This window comes from Pseudomonas sivasensis (assembly GCF_052938085.1).
Genome location: NZ_CP176442.1, coordinates 2,085,382 through 2,102,566, shown reverse-complemented (window position 1 = coordinate 2,102,566; position 17,185 = coordinate 2,085,382). Strand labels below are relative to the sequence as shown.

15 protein-coding genes are annotated in these 17,185 nt (G+C 61.4%); 5 read left to right on the top strand and 10 right to left on the bottom strand.

Annotated features, from left to right (window positions below; all coding sequences use genetic code 11):
- Position 1: 1 nt before the first annotated feature.
- Together ACKZ62_RS09900 and nac are read right to left on the bottom strand one after the other, a co-directional pair.
- Positions 2 to 409, bottom strand: coding sequence for an acetyl-CoA carboxylase biotin carboxyl carrier protein (locus ACKZ62_RS09900; protein WP_032887263.1), 408 nt, complete (start codon positions 407 to 409; stop codon positions 2 to 4).
- A gap of 114 nt (positions 410 to 523) precedes the next feature.
- The gene (nac, locus tag ACKZ62_RS09895) at positions 524 to 1,429 is read right to left on the bottom strand and encodes a nitrogen assimilation transcriptional regulator NAC (RefSeq protein ID WP_032887298.1); all 906 of its coding nucleotides are present in this window, start codon (positions 1,427 to 1,429) and stop codon (positions 524 to 526) included.
- A gap of 376 nt (positions 1,430 to 1,805) precedes the next feature.
- On the opposite strand from nac, the gene ACKZ62_RS09890 reads away from it, so the two are divergent.
- The 3 genes from ACKZ62_RS09890 to ACKZ62_RS09880 all read left to right on the top strand — a co-directional run bounded on the left by ACKZ62_RS09890 (position 1,806) and on the right by ACKZ62_RS09880 (position 5,959).
- Complete coding sequence (locus ACKZ62_RS09890; RefSeq protein WP_099600910.1) at positions 1,806 to 3,014, top strand: aspartate transaminase; 1,209 nt, start codon at positions 1,806 to 1,808, stop codon at positions 3,012 to 3,014.
- A 9-nt stretch (positions 3,015 to 3,023) separates the two neighbouring features.
- Positions 3,024 to 4,565, top strand: coding sequence for an MFS transporter (locus ACKZ62_RS09885; RefSeq protein ID WP_032887261.1), 1,542 nt, complete (start codon positions 3,024 to 3,026; stop codon positions 4,563 to 4,565).
- A 62-nt stretch (positions 4,566 to 4,627) separates the two neighbouring features.
- A complete protein-coding gene (locus tag ACKZ62_RS09880; protein ID WP_447096601.1) occupies positions 4,628 to 5,959 on the top strand; it encodes an OprD family porin in 1,332 nt (443 codons plus the stop codon).
- 205 nt (positions 5,960 to 6,164) lie between these two features.
- Here ACKZ62_RS09880 and ACKZ62_RS09875 read toward each other — a convergent pair whose 3' ends face one another.
- The gene (locus ACKZ62_RS09875; protein ID WP_032887259.1) at positions 6,165 to 6,653 is read right to left on the bottom strand and encodes an Hcp family type VI secretion system effector; all 489 of its coding nucleotides are present in this window, start codon (positions 6,651 to 6,653) and stop codon (positions 6,165 to 6,167) included.
- Between the two features lie 184 nt (positions 6,654 to 6,837).
- Here ACKZ62_RS09875 and ACKZ62_RS09870 point away from each other — a divergent pair, with 184 nt between their 5' ends.
- Positions 6,838 to 7,752 (top strand): Ssp4 family T6SS effector, encoded by a 915-nt coding sequence (locus tag ACKZ62_RS09870; protein WP_447096600.1) that lies wholly within the window; start codon positions 6,838 to 6,840, stop codon positions 7,750 to 7,752.
- A complete protein-coding gene (locus ACKZ62_RS09865; protein ID WP_447096599.1) occupies positions 7,749 to 8,306 on the top strand; it encodes a hypothetical protein in 558 nt (185 codons plus the stop codon). Before ACKZ62_RS09870 ends, ACKZ62_RS09865 begins: the two co-directional genes overlap by 4 nt.
- Before the next feature lie 3 nt (positions 8,307 to 8,309).
- On the opposite strand, the gene ACKZ62_RS09860 is transcribed toward ACKZ62_RS09865, so the two are convergent.
- The 7 genes from ACKZ62_RS09860 to ACKZ62_RS09830 form a co-directional block, all read right to left on the bottom strand.
- Positions 8,310 to 9,644, bottom strand: a complete 1,335-nt coding sequence (locus ACKZ62_RS09860; RefSeq protein ID WP_032887257.1) for an LLM class flavin-dependent oxidoreductase — start codon at positions 9,642 to 9,644, stop codon at positions 8,310 to 8,312.
- Positions 9,645 to 9,803: 159 nt separating this feature from the next.
- Complete coding sequence (locus ACKZ62_RS09855) at positions 9,804 to 10,226, bottom strand: RidA family protein (protein ID WP_339484066.1); 423 nt, start codon at positions 10,224 to 10,226, stop codon at positions 9,804 to 9,806.
- An 11-nt stretch (positions 10,227 to 10,237) separates the two neighbouring features.
- Positions 10,238 to 11,821: a flavin monoamine oxidase family protein gene (locus tag ACKZ62_RS09850; protein ID WP_447096598.1), complete on the bottom strand. Its 1,584-nt coding sequence runs from the start codon at positions 11,819 to 11,821 to the stop codon at positions 10,238 to 10,240.
- 12 nt (positions 11,822 to 11,833) lie between these two features.
- The gene (locus ACKZ62_RS09845; protein ID WP_032887252.1) at positions 11,834 to 12,757 is read right to left on the bottom strand and encodes an ABC transporter substrate-binding protein; all 924 of its coding nucleotides are present in this window, start codon (positions 12,755 to 12,757) and stop codon (positions 11,834 to 11,836) included.
- Positions 12,758 to 12,775: 18 nt separating this feature from the next.
- Entirely contained in the window at positions 12,776 to 13,549 is a 774-nt protein-coding gene (locus tag ACKZ62_RS09840; RefSeq protein ID WP_447096597.1) for an amino acid ABC transporter ATP-binding protein, read from the bottom strand.
- On the bottom strand, positions 13,542 to 14,507 hold the full coding sequence (locus ACKZ62_RS09835; RefSeq protein WP_447096596.1) for an amino acid ABC transporter permease: 966 nt from the start codon (positions 14,505 to 14,507) through the stop codon (positions 13,542 to 13,544). Before ACKZ62_RS09835 ends, ACKZ62_RS09840 begins: the two co-directional genes overlap by 8 nt.
- Before the next feature lie 16 nt (positions 14,508 to 14,523).
- The gene (locus tag ACKZ62_RS09830) at positions 14,524 to 16,917 is read right to left on the bottom strand and encodes a TonB-dependent receptor plug domain-containing protein (protein WP_447096595.1); all 2,394 of its coding nucleotides are present in this window, start codon (positions 16,915 to 16,917) and stop codon (positions 14,524 to 14,526) included.
- Positions 16,918 to 17,185: the final 268 nt, after the last annotated feature.

The window sequence follows — 17,185 nt, the reverse complement described above, 5'->3', positions numbered from 1 at the left end:
GTCAACCGAGCCGGAACAGCGACTGGCCGGCGTCGACTTCAACCCCGGCCTCGACCAGGATCTCAACCACCTGGCCCGCCACCTTGGCCTTTACCGGGTGGAACATCTTCATCGCCTCGATCACCGCCACGGTCTGGCCGGCCTCGATGCTTTGCCCCACGGTCACAAAGGGCGGCTCACCGACGGCGGGCGTCAGGTGCAGCACGCCATAAAGGCTGGCTTTGACTTCAACGGCGCTGGCAGCCGGTGCAGCTTTGGGGGCTGCGACCACGGTGGGTGCAACGCTGGTAGTCCCCTGCCCCGCCTGCTTGAACAGCCGCAGCGTGCTGTCGCCTTCGGTGAGGCTCAGTTCCAGCAGATCGGATTCGGCCAGCAAATCCATCAACCCCTTGATACGTGCTGAATCCATGTATGGCCCCTGCCTGTCGAGCGTGTCTTGAGTGGATGAGCCCAATCTACCGAGCCCCTCGAAACGCGGCCAAGACGCTTTGGCTTTGGGGTGATAAGCCGACCTTATGACGCCTCACACGGCGCTGCCACGCATCTGCGCCACCAGCTCCAGCAGAATCGCCTTGACCGCCTGGGCCGGCACGGACAACGGCAAATGCCCGGACAGGCACAACGCCAACGGCGCCTCCACCTCGGGCTCGACGATGCGGCACATATGCACCGAAGGGTCCGCGGCCATGACCCGCGCCGACGACTCAGGCAGGATGGTCGAACCGAAGTGGTCGGCCACGGCGGCGGTGAGCGTGGTGGACGATTCAATCTCGGCCACTACCCGCACACCCAGGCCGATACGCAGGAAGGCTTCGTCCACCATCCGACGCATGACGTTGTAGGGGCGCGGCAACAGCATGTCCATGTCGGCCAACTCGGCCAGCGGGATGTCTTCGCGACTGGCAATGGCCGGGTCGGCACTCACCAGGTACAGCGGCTCGCGCAGCAGCGAGACAAAACTCAAACCATGCACCTCCCGCCCGCCGTAAAGCACGGCCATGTCCATGCGGCCGTTCATGATCAGTTCGCTCAACGTGGTGCCGAAGTTTTCATTGAGGTACAGCAGAATGCCGGGGTGACGTTCGCGCACGGTGCGCAGCAACGGCAGCGACAACGTCGACGCCGCCGTCCCCGGCGCCAGCCCCACCGACACCTGCCCGGACAAGGCATGGCCGGTGGCATTGATATCGCTCTGAGCCTGTTCGCACTGGCGCAGGATAATTTGCGCATGGCCATACAACACCTTGCCCGCCTCAGTCGGCGTCACGCCGCGCTTGGTGCGGATCAGCAATTGTTGTTGCAACTCGGCTTCCAGGGTTGCCAGTTGCTGACTCAACGCCGGTTGCGCCACATGCAACACATCAGCGGCCTGGGTCATGCTGCCGATGTCGACCAGTTTTACGAAATACTTCAATCGACGCAGGTTCAAAATGGCGGTGCTCATGTAAGGGACAAGTGATGCCTTAAATGTGGGAGGGGGCTTGCTCCCGATAGCAGTGTCAGTGGATGCATCTGTGACTGGCACACTGCTTTCGGGAGCAAGCCCCCTCCCACATTTGGATTTGTGTACACCTGGCAGGTTTGCAAAAGACAGGCCACCCGCATAACCAGCCATAAGGCTTTGCTATGGTTGCTCCTGATCCCCCACCCAAAGCACCCGCTCGGAGCAGCCAGGACTGGACGCACCTGCTTGGTGCAAGCCCAGCCATAAGCACTGCCTATCAACCCAGAACAAACTCGTCTTATGGCCCCCTCGCCCGGCCCTCGTACTGTGACGCCATCAACGCCATCATCGAGGAACGCCCGTGACCGCCTCCCGCATCGCCGCCCGTGTGCAACGCATCAAACCATCGCCCAGCAGCGCCGCGTCCGACCGCGCCAACGAGCTGCGTCGCCAAGGCCAGTCCATCATCAACCTGGTAGTGGGCGAACCGGATTTCGATACACCCCCCCACATCCGCCAAGCCGCCAGCGCGGCCATCGAGCGCGGTGAAACCCGCTACACCCAAAACGCCGGCACCCCGGAACTGCGCCAGGCCATCGTCGATAAACTGGCCCGCGAGAACGGCCTGAGCTACACCGCCGCTCATGTACTGGTGACCAGCGGCGCCAAGAGCGCGATCTTCAACGCCTTCGCCGCCACCCTAGGCGCCGGTGATGAAGTGCTGATCCCTGCGCCCTACTGGGTGTCGTACCCGGACATGGTCCTGGCCTGCGAAGGCGAGCCGGTGACCCTGGCCTGCCCGGAACACAACGGGTTCAAGCTGACCCCAGCACAGTTGCGCGAAGCGATCACCGAGCGCACCCGCTGGCTGCTGCTCAACTCACCGAGCAACCCCACCGGCGCCAGCTACAGCCACGCCGAACTGCGCGCCCTGGCCGACGTGCTGCTGGACTATCCGCAGGTGCTGCTGATGACCGATGACATCTACGAGCACATCCGCTTCGACGGTCTGGACAACCCACACATCCTGGCCATTGAACCGGCCTTGAAGGACCGCACCCTGGTGGTCAACGGCGTGTCCAAGACTTACGCCATGACCGGCTGGCGCATCGGTTATGCCGCCGGCCCCGCCGACCTGATCGGCGCCATGGCGACCCTGCAATCCCAGTCCACCAGTAACGCCTGCTCAGTCAGTCAGGCGGCGGCATTGGAAGCGCTCAACGGCGACCAACACTTCGTCAAACACAGCGTCGAGGTGTACCAGCAACGACGCGACCGTTGCCTTGAACTGCTCAATGCAATCCCCGGCCTGAGCTGCCGCAAGCCGGACGGCGCGTTCTATCTGTATGTGAACTGCGGCGGTCTGCTAGGTAAAAAAACCGCCGAGGGTAAAACCCTCAACAGCGACAGCGAAGTGGTGATGTACCTGCTCGAAAGCCAGGGCGTGGCGGTAGTGGCGGGCACGGCCTATGGCCTGGCACCGTTCTTTCGCATGTCGATTGCTACCGACATCAGCACCCTCGACCAAGGCTGCGCGCGCATTGCCGCTGCCGTTGCCGCGTTGCGCTGAGGATCGACGATGACCGCGGCGGCCCACCCTCCCCTGAGTTTCAAGCAAGCCTTGCTGGCGATGATTGGCATCTCGTTGGTGCTGATGCTCTCGGCGCTGGACCAGACCGTGATCGGCAACGCGTTGCCGAGCATCGTGGCCGAGCTCAACGGCTTTGAACTCTATGCATGGGTCGCCACTGGTTATCTGTTGGCGTCCATCGTCACCATCCCGATTTTCGGGCGGCTGGGGGATTACTACGGGCGTAAGCCGTTCGTACTGGCCGCCACGTTGATCTTCACTCTGGCGTCCCTGGCCTGCGCCCTGGCCAACGACATGCTGGTGCTGGTGATCGGCCGTGCGTTGCAGGGCATCGGCGGCGGCATGTTGATCGGCACCGCGTTCGCCTGTATCCCCGAACTGTTTCCCGACACCCGCCAGCGCCTGCGCTGGCAGATGCTGTTGAGTGCGCTGTTCAGCGTGGTCAATGCCATCGGCCCGGGGCTGGGGGGCTATCTCACCGGCGCCTTCGGCTGGCGCTCGGTGTTCTATATCAACCTACCGTTGGGCTGCCTGGCGCTGTTGATTGCCTGGCGTTTCCTGCCGTGGTATCGCCCGCAACAACACAGCAGCATTCGTCTGGATTGGCCCGGCGCACTGTTGATCGCGCTGGCGTTGGGCAGTCTGCAATTGTTTGTGGAATGGCTGGGGCATTCGAGCCTCGCACTCAGCGCGGCGTTAGGTCTGGGGTGCATCGCGGCGATCATTGCGTTGTGGCACTGGGAGCGGCGTTGCCCGCATGCGCTGTTGCCGGCCGCGCTGTTCACCCTGCCGAGCCTGCAACTGCTGTTCACGCTGTCGGTGGCCGCCGGGGCGATCATGTTTTCGCTGCTGTTTTACCTGCCGCTCTTACTGCAAGGCGCCTACGGGTATTCGCCTCAGGACGCCGGTGTGTTGATCACACCGCTGGCGTTGAGCATCACCCTCGGCGCCATCGTCAACAGCCGCATCGTGACCCGTTTGCGCAACCCAAACTGGTTGCCGCTGGCCGGTTTTGTCGCGTTGCTGCTGGCGTGCCTGGGGTTGGCAGTGGTCGGACGAAGCGCGTCGTTCAATGAGTTGCTTGGCTTGATTCTACTGGCCGGGTTGGGCCTGGGATTCATCCTGCTCAACCTCACGGTATTCACCCAGACCCTGGCCGAACGGCAGTTTCTCGGCATCGCCACGGCGCTCACTCAATCCCTGCGTCTGGTGGGCGGTTTGCTCGGCACTGCCGGCATGGGCGTGTTGGTCAACCTGCTCTACAGCACCCATCTGCAACGGGTGTTTCTTGCGGCGGGCCACGCCGAGGGCATTGCCCTGTATGCCGACCCACAAGTGCTGTTGCACGCCAATCTCGACGCCACGCCATGGCTGCAGCTGGCCCGCGATGCGCTGGCCCAATCGGTGGGCGTGGGCCTGCTGCTGTGCGCGGGGATTGGGGTGCTCGCCCTGTTCATCCTGTACCGCTTACCGCCGGTGCGACTGCACGTCGTGCCGGCCACCGTTGCTCCCGCTCCTGAAAAAAAATAGAAAACTTTCACTGCCGCTTTTGACTGCCCTCAAAAAACCAATCACACATGGGGATGACACCAATGGAGCTTTTCAATCGCGCACCAACCGTACTCGCCGGCCTCTGTGGCCTGATCATCGCCCAGCAGGGCTACGCCGCAGGCCTGGTGGAAGACAGCAAGCTAAATGTGCTGGCCCGCAACTTCTTCAGCAACGCCGACAACCGCAGCGGCGCCGCCGACCCCAACTACACCCAGGAATGGGGCCAGGGTTTTATCGCCAACTTCGAGTCCGGTTACACCCAAGGCACCGTGGGCTTCGGCATGGACGCCATCGGCATGTTCGGTGTGCGTCTGGACTCCGGCAAGGGGCGCCACTACAACCCGCAAAGCACCGCGTTCAACGGCAACGTGTTCCCCACCGACAGCGATGGCCGCGCAGTGGATGAGTTCGGCAGCCTGGGGCTGACGGCCAAGGCGCGCTTTGCCAAGACCGAGCTGAAATACGGCACTCTGGTGCCGATGCTGCCGGTGGTGATGTCCACCGACCGCATGTTGCAACAGACCTTCAATGGCGGGCAGGTGCAGTCCAAGGACCTGGACCATTTCACCTTCACCCTCGGCCAGTTGGAACACGTGAAGGGCCGTGGTTCAAGCGACCAGATGGGCATGTCGATTCCCGGCGCCAACAACGCGCGTACCGGTGAGTTCGTCAACAAGTTCTACTACGGCGGCGTCGACTACAAACCGACCAAAGACCTGACCTTGCAGTACTACTACGGCAACCTGCAGGACTTCTACAAACAGAACTTCCTGGGCCTCAAGTACGACTGGCAGATCGGCCCGGGCACCCTGCGCACCGACCTGCGCCACTTCGACAACCGTTCCGACGGCGCCAACGGCAACGACCCGGCGTTCTACACCTTCGGCTACTACGGCGACGGCGTGACCAAGGGCAAGGTCGACAGCCGCCTGAGCAGCGCCCAATTCACCTACCTGGTCAACGGCCACACGATTGCCGCCGGCCTGCAGCAGGTCAGCGGCGACAGCGATGCGGTGTGGTTGAACCAGGGTGACGGTTCCACGGCCTACTTCATGACCGAGTCGATGATCGGCAAATTCCAGCGCGCCGGGGAAACCACCTGGCAGGTGCGTTACGGCTATGACTTCGCCTCGGTCGGCGTGCCAGGCCTGAACTTTATGGGCATGTACGAAAGCGGCTCGAACATCCGCACGCCCACAGGGGATAAAAGCGAGTGGGAGCGCAACCTGTCGGTGAGCTACGTGATCCAGCAGGGGCCGTTGAAGAACCTGAGCATTGCCCTGCGCCACGCGTCGTTGCGCACTGAAGTGACGACCCAACGGGACAGTGATGAGCATCGGGTGATTGTCAGCTACCCGTTGAACATCCTCTAAGCACAGGCGGCGCCGCTGGGCTCGTGGTTAGAGGGTCATGCTGAGCGCCCTCGCCCACCTGCGGCATGCAGTCGAAGGTGGGCACATTGTGTTCGATGCGCAGCGGCATGGGGCTGAGGAACAGGCGGTTGAGCTGTTTGGTGCCCAACGCTGCCATCGTCGCATTGCCGTCGAGCGGGTAGACAACCGGGTTGGCGGCAAAGGATCAGACTTTGACGTTCTGCCGAATATTCCAGCCAAACTTCACCGGCCCACCGTCCTTGGCGCCATCCGCCTTCTGCGGCTGGTAGCTGACGTCGACGGTGGCGAAGTTCAAGGCGATGCTGTCGTACAAAACATCATCGGCCGTGTCAGCGCGGGTGCTGTACGACACCACCATGACTTCCTTCAAGGTAATCACCAGATACTCCACCGGGCTGGTTCCGCCGGCCTTGCGCACCACCAATTTGGCTTCGGGGTAATGCTTGCCGGTGGCGCACGCCATCATCAGGTTGGGGCTGGATTTATCCAGGGGTTTGGTCAGGTTCAGGTTGGTGAAGTCGGCCTTGCCCGAACCGCCTCCCGTGCCGGAATGCATTGAGCCCGTTTGCGATAATCCCCAACCCCAGTTGGTGATATCGATCTCGTCACGATGGGCCAAGTCTTGCGATTCACCCTTGATGTCACCCAGTTTCAAAAACATGTCGACTGCCATGTTGGCTCCTTGTCCTGTGGTCCGCCGGAAGTGACGTGGCGCGCACTTTTCCTCAATCAGGAGCGGGCATACAAGACGTCAACATCGCTTCAGGACGTACCCGACTGTAAATGGCGAAGCTTCCGACATTCAACCCAGTTGCGGCGTATTTACTCTCTCAGCTCCCAAAAAAAGGAGTTAAGGAATGACGGCCGCTCTGTTCAAGGATGGATTCCCCTCAGCCCACCGTACTACACGCCAACGCATTGAAAGCAGCATCGACCTGCAACGGCTGTTCTTCGCCATAGACGCCGACCCGGCGTTGATTGGTGCGGGGGTGGTGTATATCGATGGGGATTTCAACGTGGTGGTACTGCGGGAGTTCCAGGCGATTTGCAGCGTGCGGCCGATCAAAGTGGTGCTGCGGGAAGCGCCGAGATATGTGGGGCCCGTGGAGTTCAAGCGGATGTTGGAGCATGAGCCTCGAGAGTCAAAATTGATGGTAGAGGCGCTGAGTACAACAGCGACGTGTATCGGAGCAGTGTTGAGTTGGGTGGTTATCGGCACTGGAGTTATGTTTATGCCATTCACTGGCGGAGCAAGTGCGGTGATTTCCTTCGTTGGTAAAGCCGCTGCAGTTGCGAGCACAATTCAATGCTTTTCTGGTGTTGTTCGAACATTCAGTGAGGCCTACAACCCTCAATTCAACGATGAACTGGACAACAATGCATGGTATGAAGCTGCAATGACTGTCCTGGATGGTGTGGCGTTGCTCGGCGTCACAAGCTCGGCGCTTGTAACGGTTAAAGCGGCTAACACTGCTACGCGCGTGACAGGAAAAAACCTGCGACAAGTCCTTAGCGGTCTATCCCGACAAGAGCGGGCAAAACTGAACAACGAGTTGCTCAGAATCCGCGACCCACGCCTCACCACTCAGCTACTCAAGTTGGAACAGGCAGCGGGTCGGGCGTCCAAACGCATTAGCGCAACCGAAATGAAACAAGCCACCGCCAACCATATAAGAGATGCCTTGGCAGCAACATTGGGGTTTACCAGCAGTGCAATGAACGGAAACGTCAAGACACTCGCAATCGGTCTATACGAAGAGGTGACCGAGTGAATAAGCGAAGAAAAACCAACAGTCTGAACAACCTTAAAAGCATAAACGACGGGAAAGGGATGACAGGAGAAGATGCCTATCACTCAGAGCTCTTTATCGAAGGTCCGCGCAAACTCCTAAGACGCTTCATGCCAATAATAGGCGCCGACCTTATTGCAGGATGCTTTTCAATAGGGTTGGTAACGCTGCTGGTCGCAATGACCTATTTTTCTGCACTTCCTATTCATACATCCACTAACGCATCCTTTATTGGCGGCATGGTAGTCGCCGCAGTTTTCGCCCTGGCCAAATACGAAGTGCTCTACGGCCGAATCCATTGGGTATGGATAAACGTCGCAATTTACCTCCTCTGCCTGCTGATATCCCTACCCGCCATCCTGTGGCGCCCCAACACCTATCTCTACGCACTGGCCCTACTCGGCCCACTTGTCGGTCTGCTGATCCTAAACAGCAACCGCTGCCGCGAACTGCGGCAAAAGTCGGTAGAGCTACGCCACAAACGCGAAGCCATCATCGCGACCCTGAAACAACAGGGCCGCTGGAAATGGTGGTAACCCTCAGGCCGCCTCGCTCCGTGCAGCCGTGTGCCGATTCACCGGCACCGGCAGCCCTAGATGCCCGCGCAAGGTGCTGTGGCTGTACTCACTGCGAAACAACCCACGCTCACGCAACAACGGCAGCACCTGGTCGGTAAACCGCGCGAAGTCATCCGGTGCGCCCACGTGGATGTTGAAACCATCCACCGCACCTTCGACAAACCAGCGTTCGATCTCGTCGGCCACGGTCTTGGGCGAGCCAACAAAGCTGGAGAACGGCTTGGCAAAACGCAACGCCGCCTGGCGCAGGGTCAAGCCCTGATCACGGGCGACTTGCTTGATGTTTTCGGCATGGCCGCGATAGCCGTTGCTGCCCAGGTCGCCCAGCTCCGGGAAGGGTTCATCCAATGGATATTGGCTGAAGTCGTGGTAGTTGAACGGCCGCCCCAGTTGCACCAGCGCTTTATCCAGGTCCAGCTCGCCATTGCGCTCGCGGTCGATGGCCTGGGCCTGTTCGTCGGTGTCGGCAATGATCGGCGAAATGCCCGGCAGGATGGTCACGTGATCAGGGTTACGTCCGGCGGCAGCAGTCCGTTTTTTGATGTCGCTGTAGTACGCCTGGGCGTCTTCGAAATTGCCCACGCCGGCAAAAATGCCTTCGGCGTAATTCGCCGCCAGGCTGCGGCCTGACTCGGAAATGCCCGCCTGGAAAATCACCGGCTGGCCCTGGGCTGAACGCGCGATGTTCAACGGGCCGGTCACTGAGAAAAACTCGCCGTGGTGGTCGAGGCGATGCTGGCGTTGCGGGTCGAGGAATACGCCGCTGGCCTTGTCGCGCACGAAGGCGTCGTCTTCATAGGAATCCCACAGCCCCTGCACCACGCTCAGGTGCTCGGCCGCGCGGCGGTAGCGCTCGGTGTGATCAATATGCTGCTCACGGCCAAAGTTGCCGGCCGCGCCTTCCAGGCCGGTGGTAACTACGTTCCAACCGGCGCGGCCGCTGCTGATCAGGTCCAGCGAGGCAAACTGGCGGGCGACGTTGAAGGGTTCGGTGTAGGACGTGGTCAGCGTGGCCACCAGGCCGATCTTCGACGTCGCACCGGCGATGGCCGAAAGCAGGGTCAGTGGCTCCAGACGGTTGAGGAAATGCGGCGCGGAATCCGGGGTGATGTAGGGGCTGTCGACGATGAAGACCAGATCGAATTTGGCCGCTTCTGCCTGTTGCGCCTGGGCACGGTACCAGTCGATATCGACACTGGCATCGCCGGGGATTTGTGGGTGCAGCCATTCGTTTTGCGCAGTGCCGACGCCGGTGAGGATGGCACCGAATTTGAGTTGCCGGGGTGAGGTGGACATAGGGATTTCTCCATAACGAACATGAGGACTGACTGGCAAAAAACGGATCACCCTGTGGGAGGGGGCTTGCCCCCGATGGCTGCGGGTCAGTCAAAGAGGCATCAACTGACACGCCCTCATCAAGGGCCAAGCCCCCTTCCACACGTTTAACCGCGTGTATCAGGCTGTGCGGGCAGCGATGGCTTCGACTTCAACCAACGCTCCGGGCAATGGCAGCGCGACGACTTGCAACGCCGTCCGTGCCGGTTTGTTCGGCTGCTCCGGCGTACCGAAGAACTGCGTATACCCACGCTGCAACCCGGCAAAATCCAGCTTGCCGTCGGTCTCTTCAGCCCCCACCAAAAACACCCGCAATTGCACGATATCGCCCAGATCCAGGTCCTGCTGCTGAAGAACCTTGCGCAGTTTGTTGAATACCGAAACCGTCTGTGCTTCGGTGTTTCCATAGACCCCCGGCACCTGAGGATCGGCAGCGTCCGGCAAGGTCCCGCTGACAAAGATCAGGCTGGCGGACGCCGGCACGGTGACGGTCTGCGAGATCGGAAAATCGCCGACGCTGGTACGTTGAATGCTGTCGCTCATGGTGTGTCTCCTTAAGAGGCGGCGAGTGCCGCGACCTGTCGTTGTTGGGTTACCCGTTCGGCCAGTTGCGCGATCACATGCCGCGCCGAGTTGGCCGCCGATTCCTGCCAGATGCCCACGCCGCTTTGCACCAGGCCGTCGCCGGCGAAGTACACACGGCCATGGCCGGCTTCGAGCAGGCTGCTTGCGTCAGCCGGGAAGTGTTCGCGTTGCAACCACGGGCCCTCGCTGTAGGGGATCTGTTCCCAGGTCACGGCCAGCGGGTTACGCAGGTGTTTGGAGAAACCGGGGTGCAGCAGCTCAACCGCTTCTCTGGACGTGGCGTATTGCTCGGTGAAGGGTTTTGCGCCAAACGCATCGGCGCCCTCGCCGGTTACATAGCCGGCTACGAGCAGGCCTTCGCGGGTATTGAGGTCGTTGCTCGGGTACCACAACAGGCGCGCGGGGTGTTCGATCCACGACAGCCCGCCATAGGTGCGGTAGTCGGTTTCCCAGAAGCGCGGGGATTGCCACGCCACTTTGGTCGCCTGGTCGCTGCGGGTGCTGAGCAGCGCGGCTTTGATCGGGTCACTGAAGTCGGTATCGAGTTTGGCCAGCAACGGCAGCGGCAACGTCGAGATCAGGTAATCGGCACGCACCACCTGTTCGCGGCCACTGTGCTGGTCGTGATAGGTCACCGCCACGCCGTCCTCCAATTGGCGGATCTGACGCACCACGGCCCCCAACTGCACGTGATCACTCACCCGTTGATAGAACGCGTCGGTGATGCGGTCCATGCCGCCGACTGGTTGGAACATGGTCGCCGAAAACTCCGGAAACTCGGTGTGCAGCAATGCGCCCCACAGTTCCGGGTGCAGCAGTTGATCCAGCGACAACGGGCTGCGACTGGCCGGCAACGCGCCCGGATGGGCAGGAGACTCAAGGTGCCCCGAGCGAATCGTGCCCTCAAAGGCCAGCGCTTGGGACAGGTCGCCGTACACCTGCAAAAACGCCAGCAACCGCGCGCGTTCCTCAGTACTCAGCACATCATCAAGGGCATCACGCTGCACGGCTTTGGCCAGCAGACCGGACAAGTGCCCGCGCGCATCATTGATCGCCTGGCCAACGCTGAACGCCGGCTTTTGCACATCGGGCCTTACCTGGGCGCCATGGCTGCTGTTGACCAGCACTTCCAACGGCACGCCAAGCTCACTGCAATAGTCGAGGATCGTGCGGTGCTGGCTGGGAATCCGGGCCGGGCCGGCGTTGAAGTAATGCCCTTGATCGAATGCCGCCGTTTGCGTGCGGCCATCCTTGTAGTCCACGCGGTCGCCATGGCGAAGGGTCCAGGTACGCCCCCCGACCCGCTCACGCGCCTCCAGCACTTGCACGTCAAACCCAGCGCGGGTCAGCTCCAAGGCGGTGACCAGACCGGCGATCCCGGCGCCCAACACCAGCACGCGGGTGCCTTGCCCCAAGCCTTCCTTGAGTTTCAACGGTTGCGGACGGCGGTGCGACGACGGCCCCAAACCTAATGCCGCCAGTGCATCCTTGACGGCTTTTTCGCCGCCTACCGCCGCTATGCTCGACAACGCTTCACGTCGTGTCAGTCCCATGTCGATTGCTCCTTAATCCGGCAGGCCCGGTGGGTTGATCAGCGACTTGTCCACGCGCTCCACATCCAGGCCCCAACGTTGCAGCACCTGTTCGTATTGGCCGCCGGCAATCGCGCCTTCCAGGGCGGTGTGGATAGGCTTGACCAGGCCGTTGTCCTTGCGCGTGGTCACAGCGATGTCGGCCTGCAACGGCCAGCCACCGTTCACCGTGCCGACGCGCTTGATGCCCCCGGTGATCGCCGCCGAATAGGCGTACACCGAGTTAGGCCCGAACAGCGCATCGCTGCGCCCGGACTGCACCGCCAATTGCGCGGCGGCCTGGTCGTCGAAATACTGCAACAGCGCGGGTTTGAGGCCGGCCTTTTCATTGGCTTCGTTCCAAGCCAGCAGGACTTTTTCCTGGTTGGTACCGGAGCCGACGATGATCTTCAGCCCAGCAATATCCGCAGCCTGTTTGATCTCAGAGATCTTGCTGGTGGTCTTGACGTAGAAGCCGAGCACGTCCTGGCGATAGGTGGCGAAGTCGAAACGCTTCTTGCGCGCCTCAGTCACGGTGACGTTGCTGATCACCGCGTCGTACTTGCCCGAGCTGACGCCCAGGGGCCAATCCTCCCAACTGGTCTGCACCACGTTGAGTTGCAGGCCGAGGCTATCGGCCACCAGTTGCGCGGTGTCGGCTTCGCTGCCGATGGTGGTTTTGTCGTCACTGGCCAGCAGCGCCAGGGGTGGTCCGGCCACGCCGGACACGGCCACGGTGAACTTGCCCGGCTGGGCGAACTTGAAACCCGGTGGGATCTGCGCGATGGCCGCCTCGTTGCGCGGCACATGAACGCGCACGCGGTCGGGGCTGAGGTCGACCTGTTGCACAGCAAATGCGCTTTGTGCGGTGCTGACGGCAAGCGCCAATAGGCCGATACGAGCGGTAGAGATAAACATGGGCAGTCACTCCGTTAACTAAAGCACTTTGCCGAGAAAGGCCACGGTGCGGGGATGTCGGGGTTGGCGGAAAATCTGTTCAGGCTGGCCTTCTTCGATCAGTTGGCCGTCGCAGAGAAACACCACGTGGTCGGCCACTTCACGGGCAAAGCCGATCTCATGGGTGACGATGACCAAGGTCACGCCCAGTTGGGTCAGGCCCTTGATCACGTCGAGGACTTCCCCCACCAACTCGGGGTCGAGGGCCGATGTGGGCTCGTCGAACAGCAGCACCTTCGGGTCCAGCGCCAGGGCACGGGCGATGGCGACGCGCTGTTGCTGACCGCCGGAAAGCTGGCGCGGATAAGCATCGACCTTGTCCGCCAGGCCGACCTTGGCCAACAGCTCTGCGGCCTTGGACTGCGCCTCAGCCTTACTCCAGCGCTTGTGGGCCAAAGGCGCTTCGGCGACGTTTTCCCAAGCGGTGAGGTGCGGGAACAGGTTGAAGTTCTGGAACACGAAGCCCACGTCGATGCGGCGCTTGAGAATCTCCCGCTCCTTGAGTTCATACAGCAGGTCACCTTTGCGCCGATAACCGACGTATTCACCGTCGATGGTGATGTGCCCGCTGTCGATTTTCTCCAGGTGGTTGATGGTGCGCAGCAAGGTGGACTTGCCCGAGCCGGACGGCCCAAGAATCACCGTGACCTTGCCGGGGTCGATGGTCAGGTCGATGTCCTTGAGCACCTGCTGGCTGCCAAAGCGCTTGCCCACGCCCTGGATCTGGATACGTCCTGCGCGCGCTTCACTCATGGGATTTCTCCTTGAGCCAACCGCGTATGCGCTGCAACGGCGTGGGCGGTAGCACCCTTGCCGTTCCCCGTGCGAAATGACGCTCGACGTAATACTGGGCACTGGTCAGCACGGTGGTGATGATCAGGTACCACACGGTGGCGACGATCAGCAGCGGGATCACCGCCTGGGTGCGGTTGTAGATGACCTGCACGGTGTAGAACAGCTCCGCCAGGGCCAGCACGTAGACGATGGACGTGCCCTTGACCAGGCCGATGATCTCGTTGAAGCCCGACGGCAGGATCGAGCGCAATGCCTGGGGCAGGATGATCCGGAAGATGCGGCGTGATGCAGGCAAACCGAGCGCCGCTGCCGCTTCATGCTGACCGGCGTCCACACCGATCAGGCCGCCGCGAATGATCTCCGCCGCGTAGGCCGCCTGCATCAGGCTCAAACCGAGAACCGCCGTGGTGAACTGGCTGAGCACGTCCACCGTCGACCACTCGGCAAATACCACGCTGGTGAACGGCACGCCGAGCACAATGTGGTCATACAGGTAGGCAAAGTTGTACAGGATGATCAGCACCAGCAACGCCGGCATCGAACGGAAAAACCAGATATAGCCCCAGGCCAGGGCCGCCAAAAGCGGCGAGCCGGACAGTCGCGCCAGGGCCAGCGCCGTGCCGAGGATCACGCTGAACACCGTGCTCAACAGCGTCAGCAACAACGTCTGCCCAAGCCCGCGCAGCACCGACGGCGAGAAGAACCACTGGCCGAACACACCCCACTCCCACCGCGGGTTGGTGGCGAGGGAATGGGCGATCGCGAGCAGCACCAGAGCGGCGAAGATCGACCCGGCCCAACGCCACGGGTGCCGGGCAGGCACCACTTGCAGGGCTTTGATCGGTGGGGAGACACGGACCTGGCGAACCTCGCGGGGCTGGTCAATCAGGTCATAGGGTTTGGCAACAATAGGCATGGTTTATTCCTCGGCCTTAGAAGGCATAGGTCAAGCGGGTGTAGTAGTACCCGCCGGTGAATCCGTAGGGCGAATAGGTGCCGTAGCTGCTGACCATGGTGCTGCTGGGCACGCCTTGTTTCTTGGGGTAGACGTCGAACAGGTTTTTGGCGCCGATGGCCACGTTGAGGTCTTTGGTGAGGTTGTAGCCAAGGTCGAGATCGGTGATCCATTTGGCCGCGTAGACCCGGTCGAGGCTGCGGTCGGCGGACACATTGACCTCCTTGTAGGAGCCGTAGCGGGTCAGGGCCAGGTTGAGGTTGAAGCGATCGATGCTCCAGTCACCGCCCAGGATCAGCTTGGTGCTGGGCTGTACGCCGGTGATCAGGTTGCGTGCCTGGCGGTCCATCAGGTCGTAGGACGTGCCGAGGATCGTGGTGGACTCCTTGTAGTTGAGGATTTTGGTCTGGTTCCAGTTGAACGCTGCGGTCCACTTCAGCGCGCCGTACTGGCCCAGGTCCTGGCTGTAGTTGCCGACCAGGTCGAGGCCTTTGGTGCGGGTGTCGGCACCGTTGATAAAGTACTGGCCGCCGGAGGTGGAAGTGATGCCGTTGCCTTGCAGCACCTGGGTGATTTCCGGGCCCAGCAAAGTGCCGGTCAAGGTGATGCGGTCGCGCAGGTTGATCACGTAGGCGTCGGCGGTGAAGCTCAGGCGGTCGGTGGGCGTGAGGGTGAAGCCGAGACTGAAGTTGGTCGAGCGCTCGGGTTTCAAATCCTGGGCGCCCAGGGCTTGGGCAGCCGCCGAACCGGTGGGCAGCACGCCGTAGTTGATCGACTGATACACGCCGTCCACCACGCCATAGGTGGTGGAACGCGCACTGAACAGGCTGTTGGCCAGGGACGGCGCGCGGAAGCCATTGCTCACCGTGGCGCGCACGGCGAACTGTGGAGTGAAATCGTAGCGAGTGGTCAACTTGCCGCTGCGGGTGGCGCCCACGCCCTGGTTGTAATGCTCGTAGCGAAACGCGGTGCCCACGTACCAGTCCGGCACCGGGTTGAAGCCCACATCGACGTAACTGGCCAGGCTGTTGCGCGAGGCGCTGCTTTCTTCATCCGGCGAAATGCCGTTGGTGACCTGCGCCCCGCTTGATGCGCAATTGCCTGGGGCTACGCAGTAACCGCCGTTGGCATAAGACTCGTAATCACCGGCCTGCACCTCATAGGTATCGCGCCGATGCTCGAAGCCGTAACTCAGGTCGAGCGGCTTTTGCAGGCCGATATCGAAGCCGCGCTTGAAGTCGAGGTTGGTGGTCAGCTCGGTGCTGATCCAAGTGCCGGAGGTGAAGCTGTTCGGCGTGGCCTCGCCCAAAGACGGGTTCTGGTTATGGGTGGTGCCCTGCTCCGCTTCGTTGCGCCCGTAGGTGGTGGACAAATCCCAGTCCCACTCGCCGACGGTGCCCTTGCCGCCGAATGCAGCCTGGAAATCGTCCTCATCGATGTACCAGGTCGGCGTGTAGCCACCGGGGTAACCGTTAGGCCCGGTGGTGATGGTGTTGGTGATGGTCGGCAGGCGGAAATTCTGCCCCTGCTCGGCCTTGCGCCGTGAATAGGTGGTGAAGGAATACAGGCTGAAATCGTCGTCGATAGGCAACTCGGCGTTGTAGCCCAGGGTCAGCAAGTTGGTCTTCGGCGTGCCGTAGCCGCCATAAGTGGAACGGCCGGCTTGCTCATAGGCCTGTGCGTAGGTGTAGCCGTTGGCGCTGGCCTTGTTGTCATCGTTCTGGCTGCGTGCATCCAGCGCCAGCTGCACGATGCCGCCGTTGCCGATCTCAAAGCCTTTGTTGAGGCTTTGTTGCACGGTCTGTTTTTTACCGTCATAGCCAAGGCCGGCATTGGTCACCGAAGTGCCGCTGGTGTCGGCCTTGAGGATCACGTTGATGACCCCGGCGATGGCATCGGAGCCGTACTGGGCAGCGGCGCCGTCACGCAACACTTCCACATGGTCGATGGCGCTGATGGGGATCAGGTCCAGGTCTGCCGGGGCGGCGCCGGTGCTGATGCCGTTGATATTCAGCGTCGCGGCGGTGTGGCGGCGCTTGCCATTGACCAGCACCAGCACTTCGGCGGCGCTCATACCCCGCAGGTTCGGCGCGCGGGCAATGCCGCTGGCGTCCCAACCGGTTTTTTCCGGCAGGGTCAGCGATGGGATCACCGCACTCAACGCCTCCATCAAACCCGGCTTGCCGGTGCTTTGCAGTTGCTTGGCGCTGACCACATCGATCGGCACCGGACTGCTGGTGACCGTGCGCTGCTCGGCACCACGGTTACCGGTGACCACCACGGTGGACAGAGTGCTGTCGTCCTGGGCATGGGCGGTGTTGGCCAGAATTGCCAGGGCCAGGATGGCGGTGGGTTTTGACGTTTGCTTCATAGGCGTGCCTGTATTTCCAAATCGCGAAGTCGGGCAGTCACGCGGCGATGCGCGGTGCTCGGTTTTTTGGGGCTATTGCGGCGATTTGGGGTTAGGGCGACTGCGGGGATTGAATTGGCAACATACGTTGAACTCACTTCCAACGATTCTGCTGCGGGGGATGATCACCCGGTTATGGCGCGCAGAATCTTGATTACGCTGGGTACCATCCGAGGTCAGGGGTAGGCTGTTGCGATCAAACATAACGGAATGGGTTTTGAAAATATAA

Bases quoted from the DNA above. Each gene is read 5' to 3' on its own strand.
- ACKZ62_RS09840 (WP_447096597.1), bottom strand. From the start codon at position 13,549: ATGAGTGAAGCGCGCGCAGGACGTATCCAGATCCAGGGCGTGGGCAAG.
- ACKZ62_RS09870 (WP_447096600.1), top strand. From the start codon at position 6,838: ATGACGGCCGCTCTGTTCAAGGATGGATTCCCCTCAGCCCACCGTACT.
- ACKZ62_RS09900 (WP_032887263.1), bottom strand. From the start codon at position 409: ATGGATTCAGCACGTATCAAGGGGTTGATGGATTTGCTGGCCGAATCC.
- ACKZ62_RS09855 (WP_339484066.1), bottom strand. From the start codon at position 10,226: ATGAGCGACAGCATTCAACGTACCAGCGTCGGCGATTTTCCGATCTCG.
- ACKZ62_RS09845 (WP_032887252.1), bottom strand. From the start codon at position 12,757: ATGTTTATCTCTACCGCTCGTATCGGCCTATTGGCGCTTGCCGTCAGC.
- ACKZ62_RS09860 (WP_032887257.1), bottom strand. From the start codon at position 9,644: ATGTCCACCTCACCCCGGCAACTCAAATTCGGTGCCATCCTCACCGGC.
- ACKZ62_RS09830 (WP_447096595.1), bottom strand. From the start codon at position 16,917: ATGAAGCAAACGTCAAAACCCACCGCCATCCTGGCCCTGGCAATTCTG.
- ACKZ62_RS09880 (WP_447096601.1), top strand. From the start codon at position 4,628: ATGGAGCTTTTCAATCGCGCACCAACCGTACTCGCCGGCCTCTGTGGC.
- ACKZ62_RS09885 (WP_032887261.1), top strand. From the start codon at position 3,024: ATGACCGCGGCGGCCCACCCTCCCCTGAGTTTCAAGCAAGCCTTGCTG.
- ACKZ62_RS09850 (WP_447096598.1), bottom strand. From the start codon at position 11,821: ATGGGACTGACACGACGTGAAGCGTTGTCGAGCATAGCGGCGGTAGGC.
- ACKZ62_RS09835 (WP_447096596.1), bottom strand. From the start codon at position 14,507: ATGCCTATTGTTGCCAAACCCTATGACCTGATTGACCAGCCCCGCGAG.
- ACKZ62_RS09875 (WP_032887259.1), bottom strand. From the start codon at position 6,653: ATGGCAGTCGACATGTTTTTGAAACTGGGTGACATCAAGGGTGAATCG.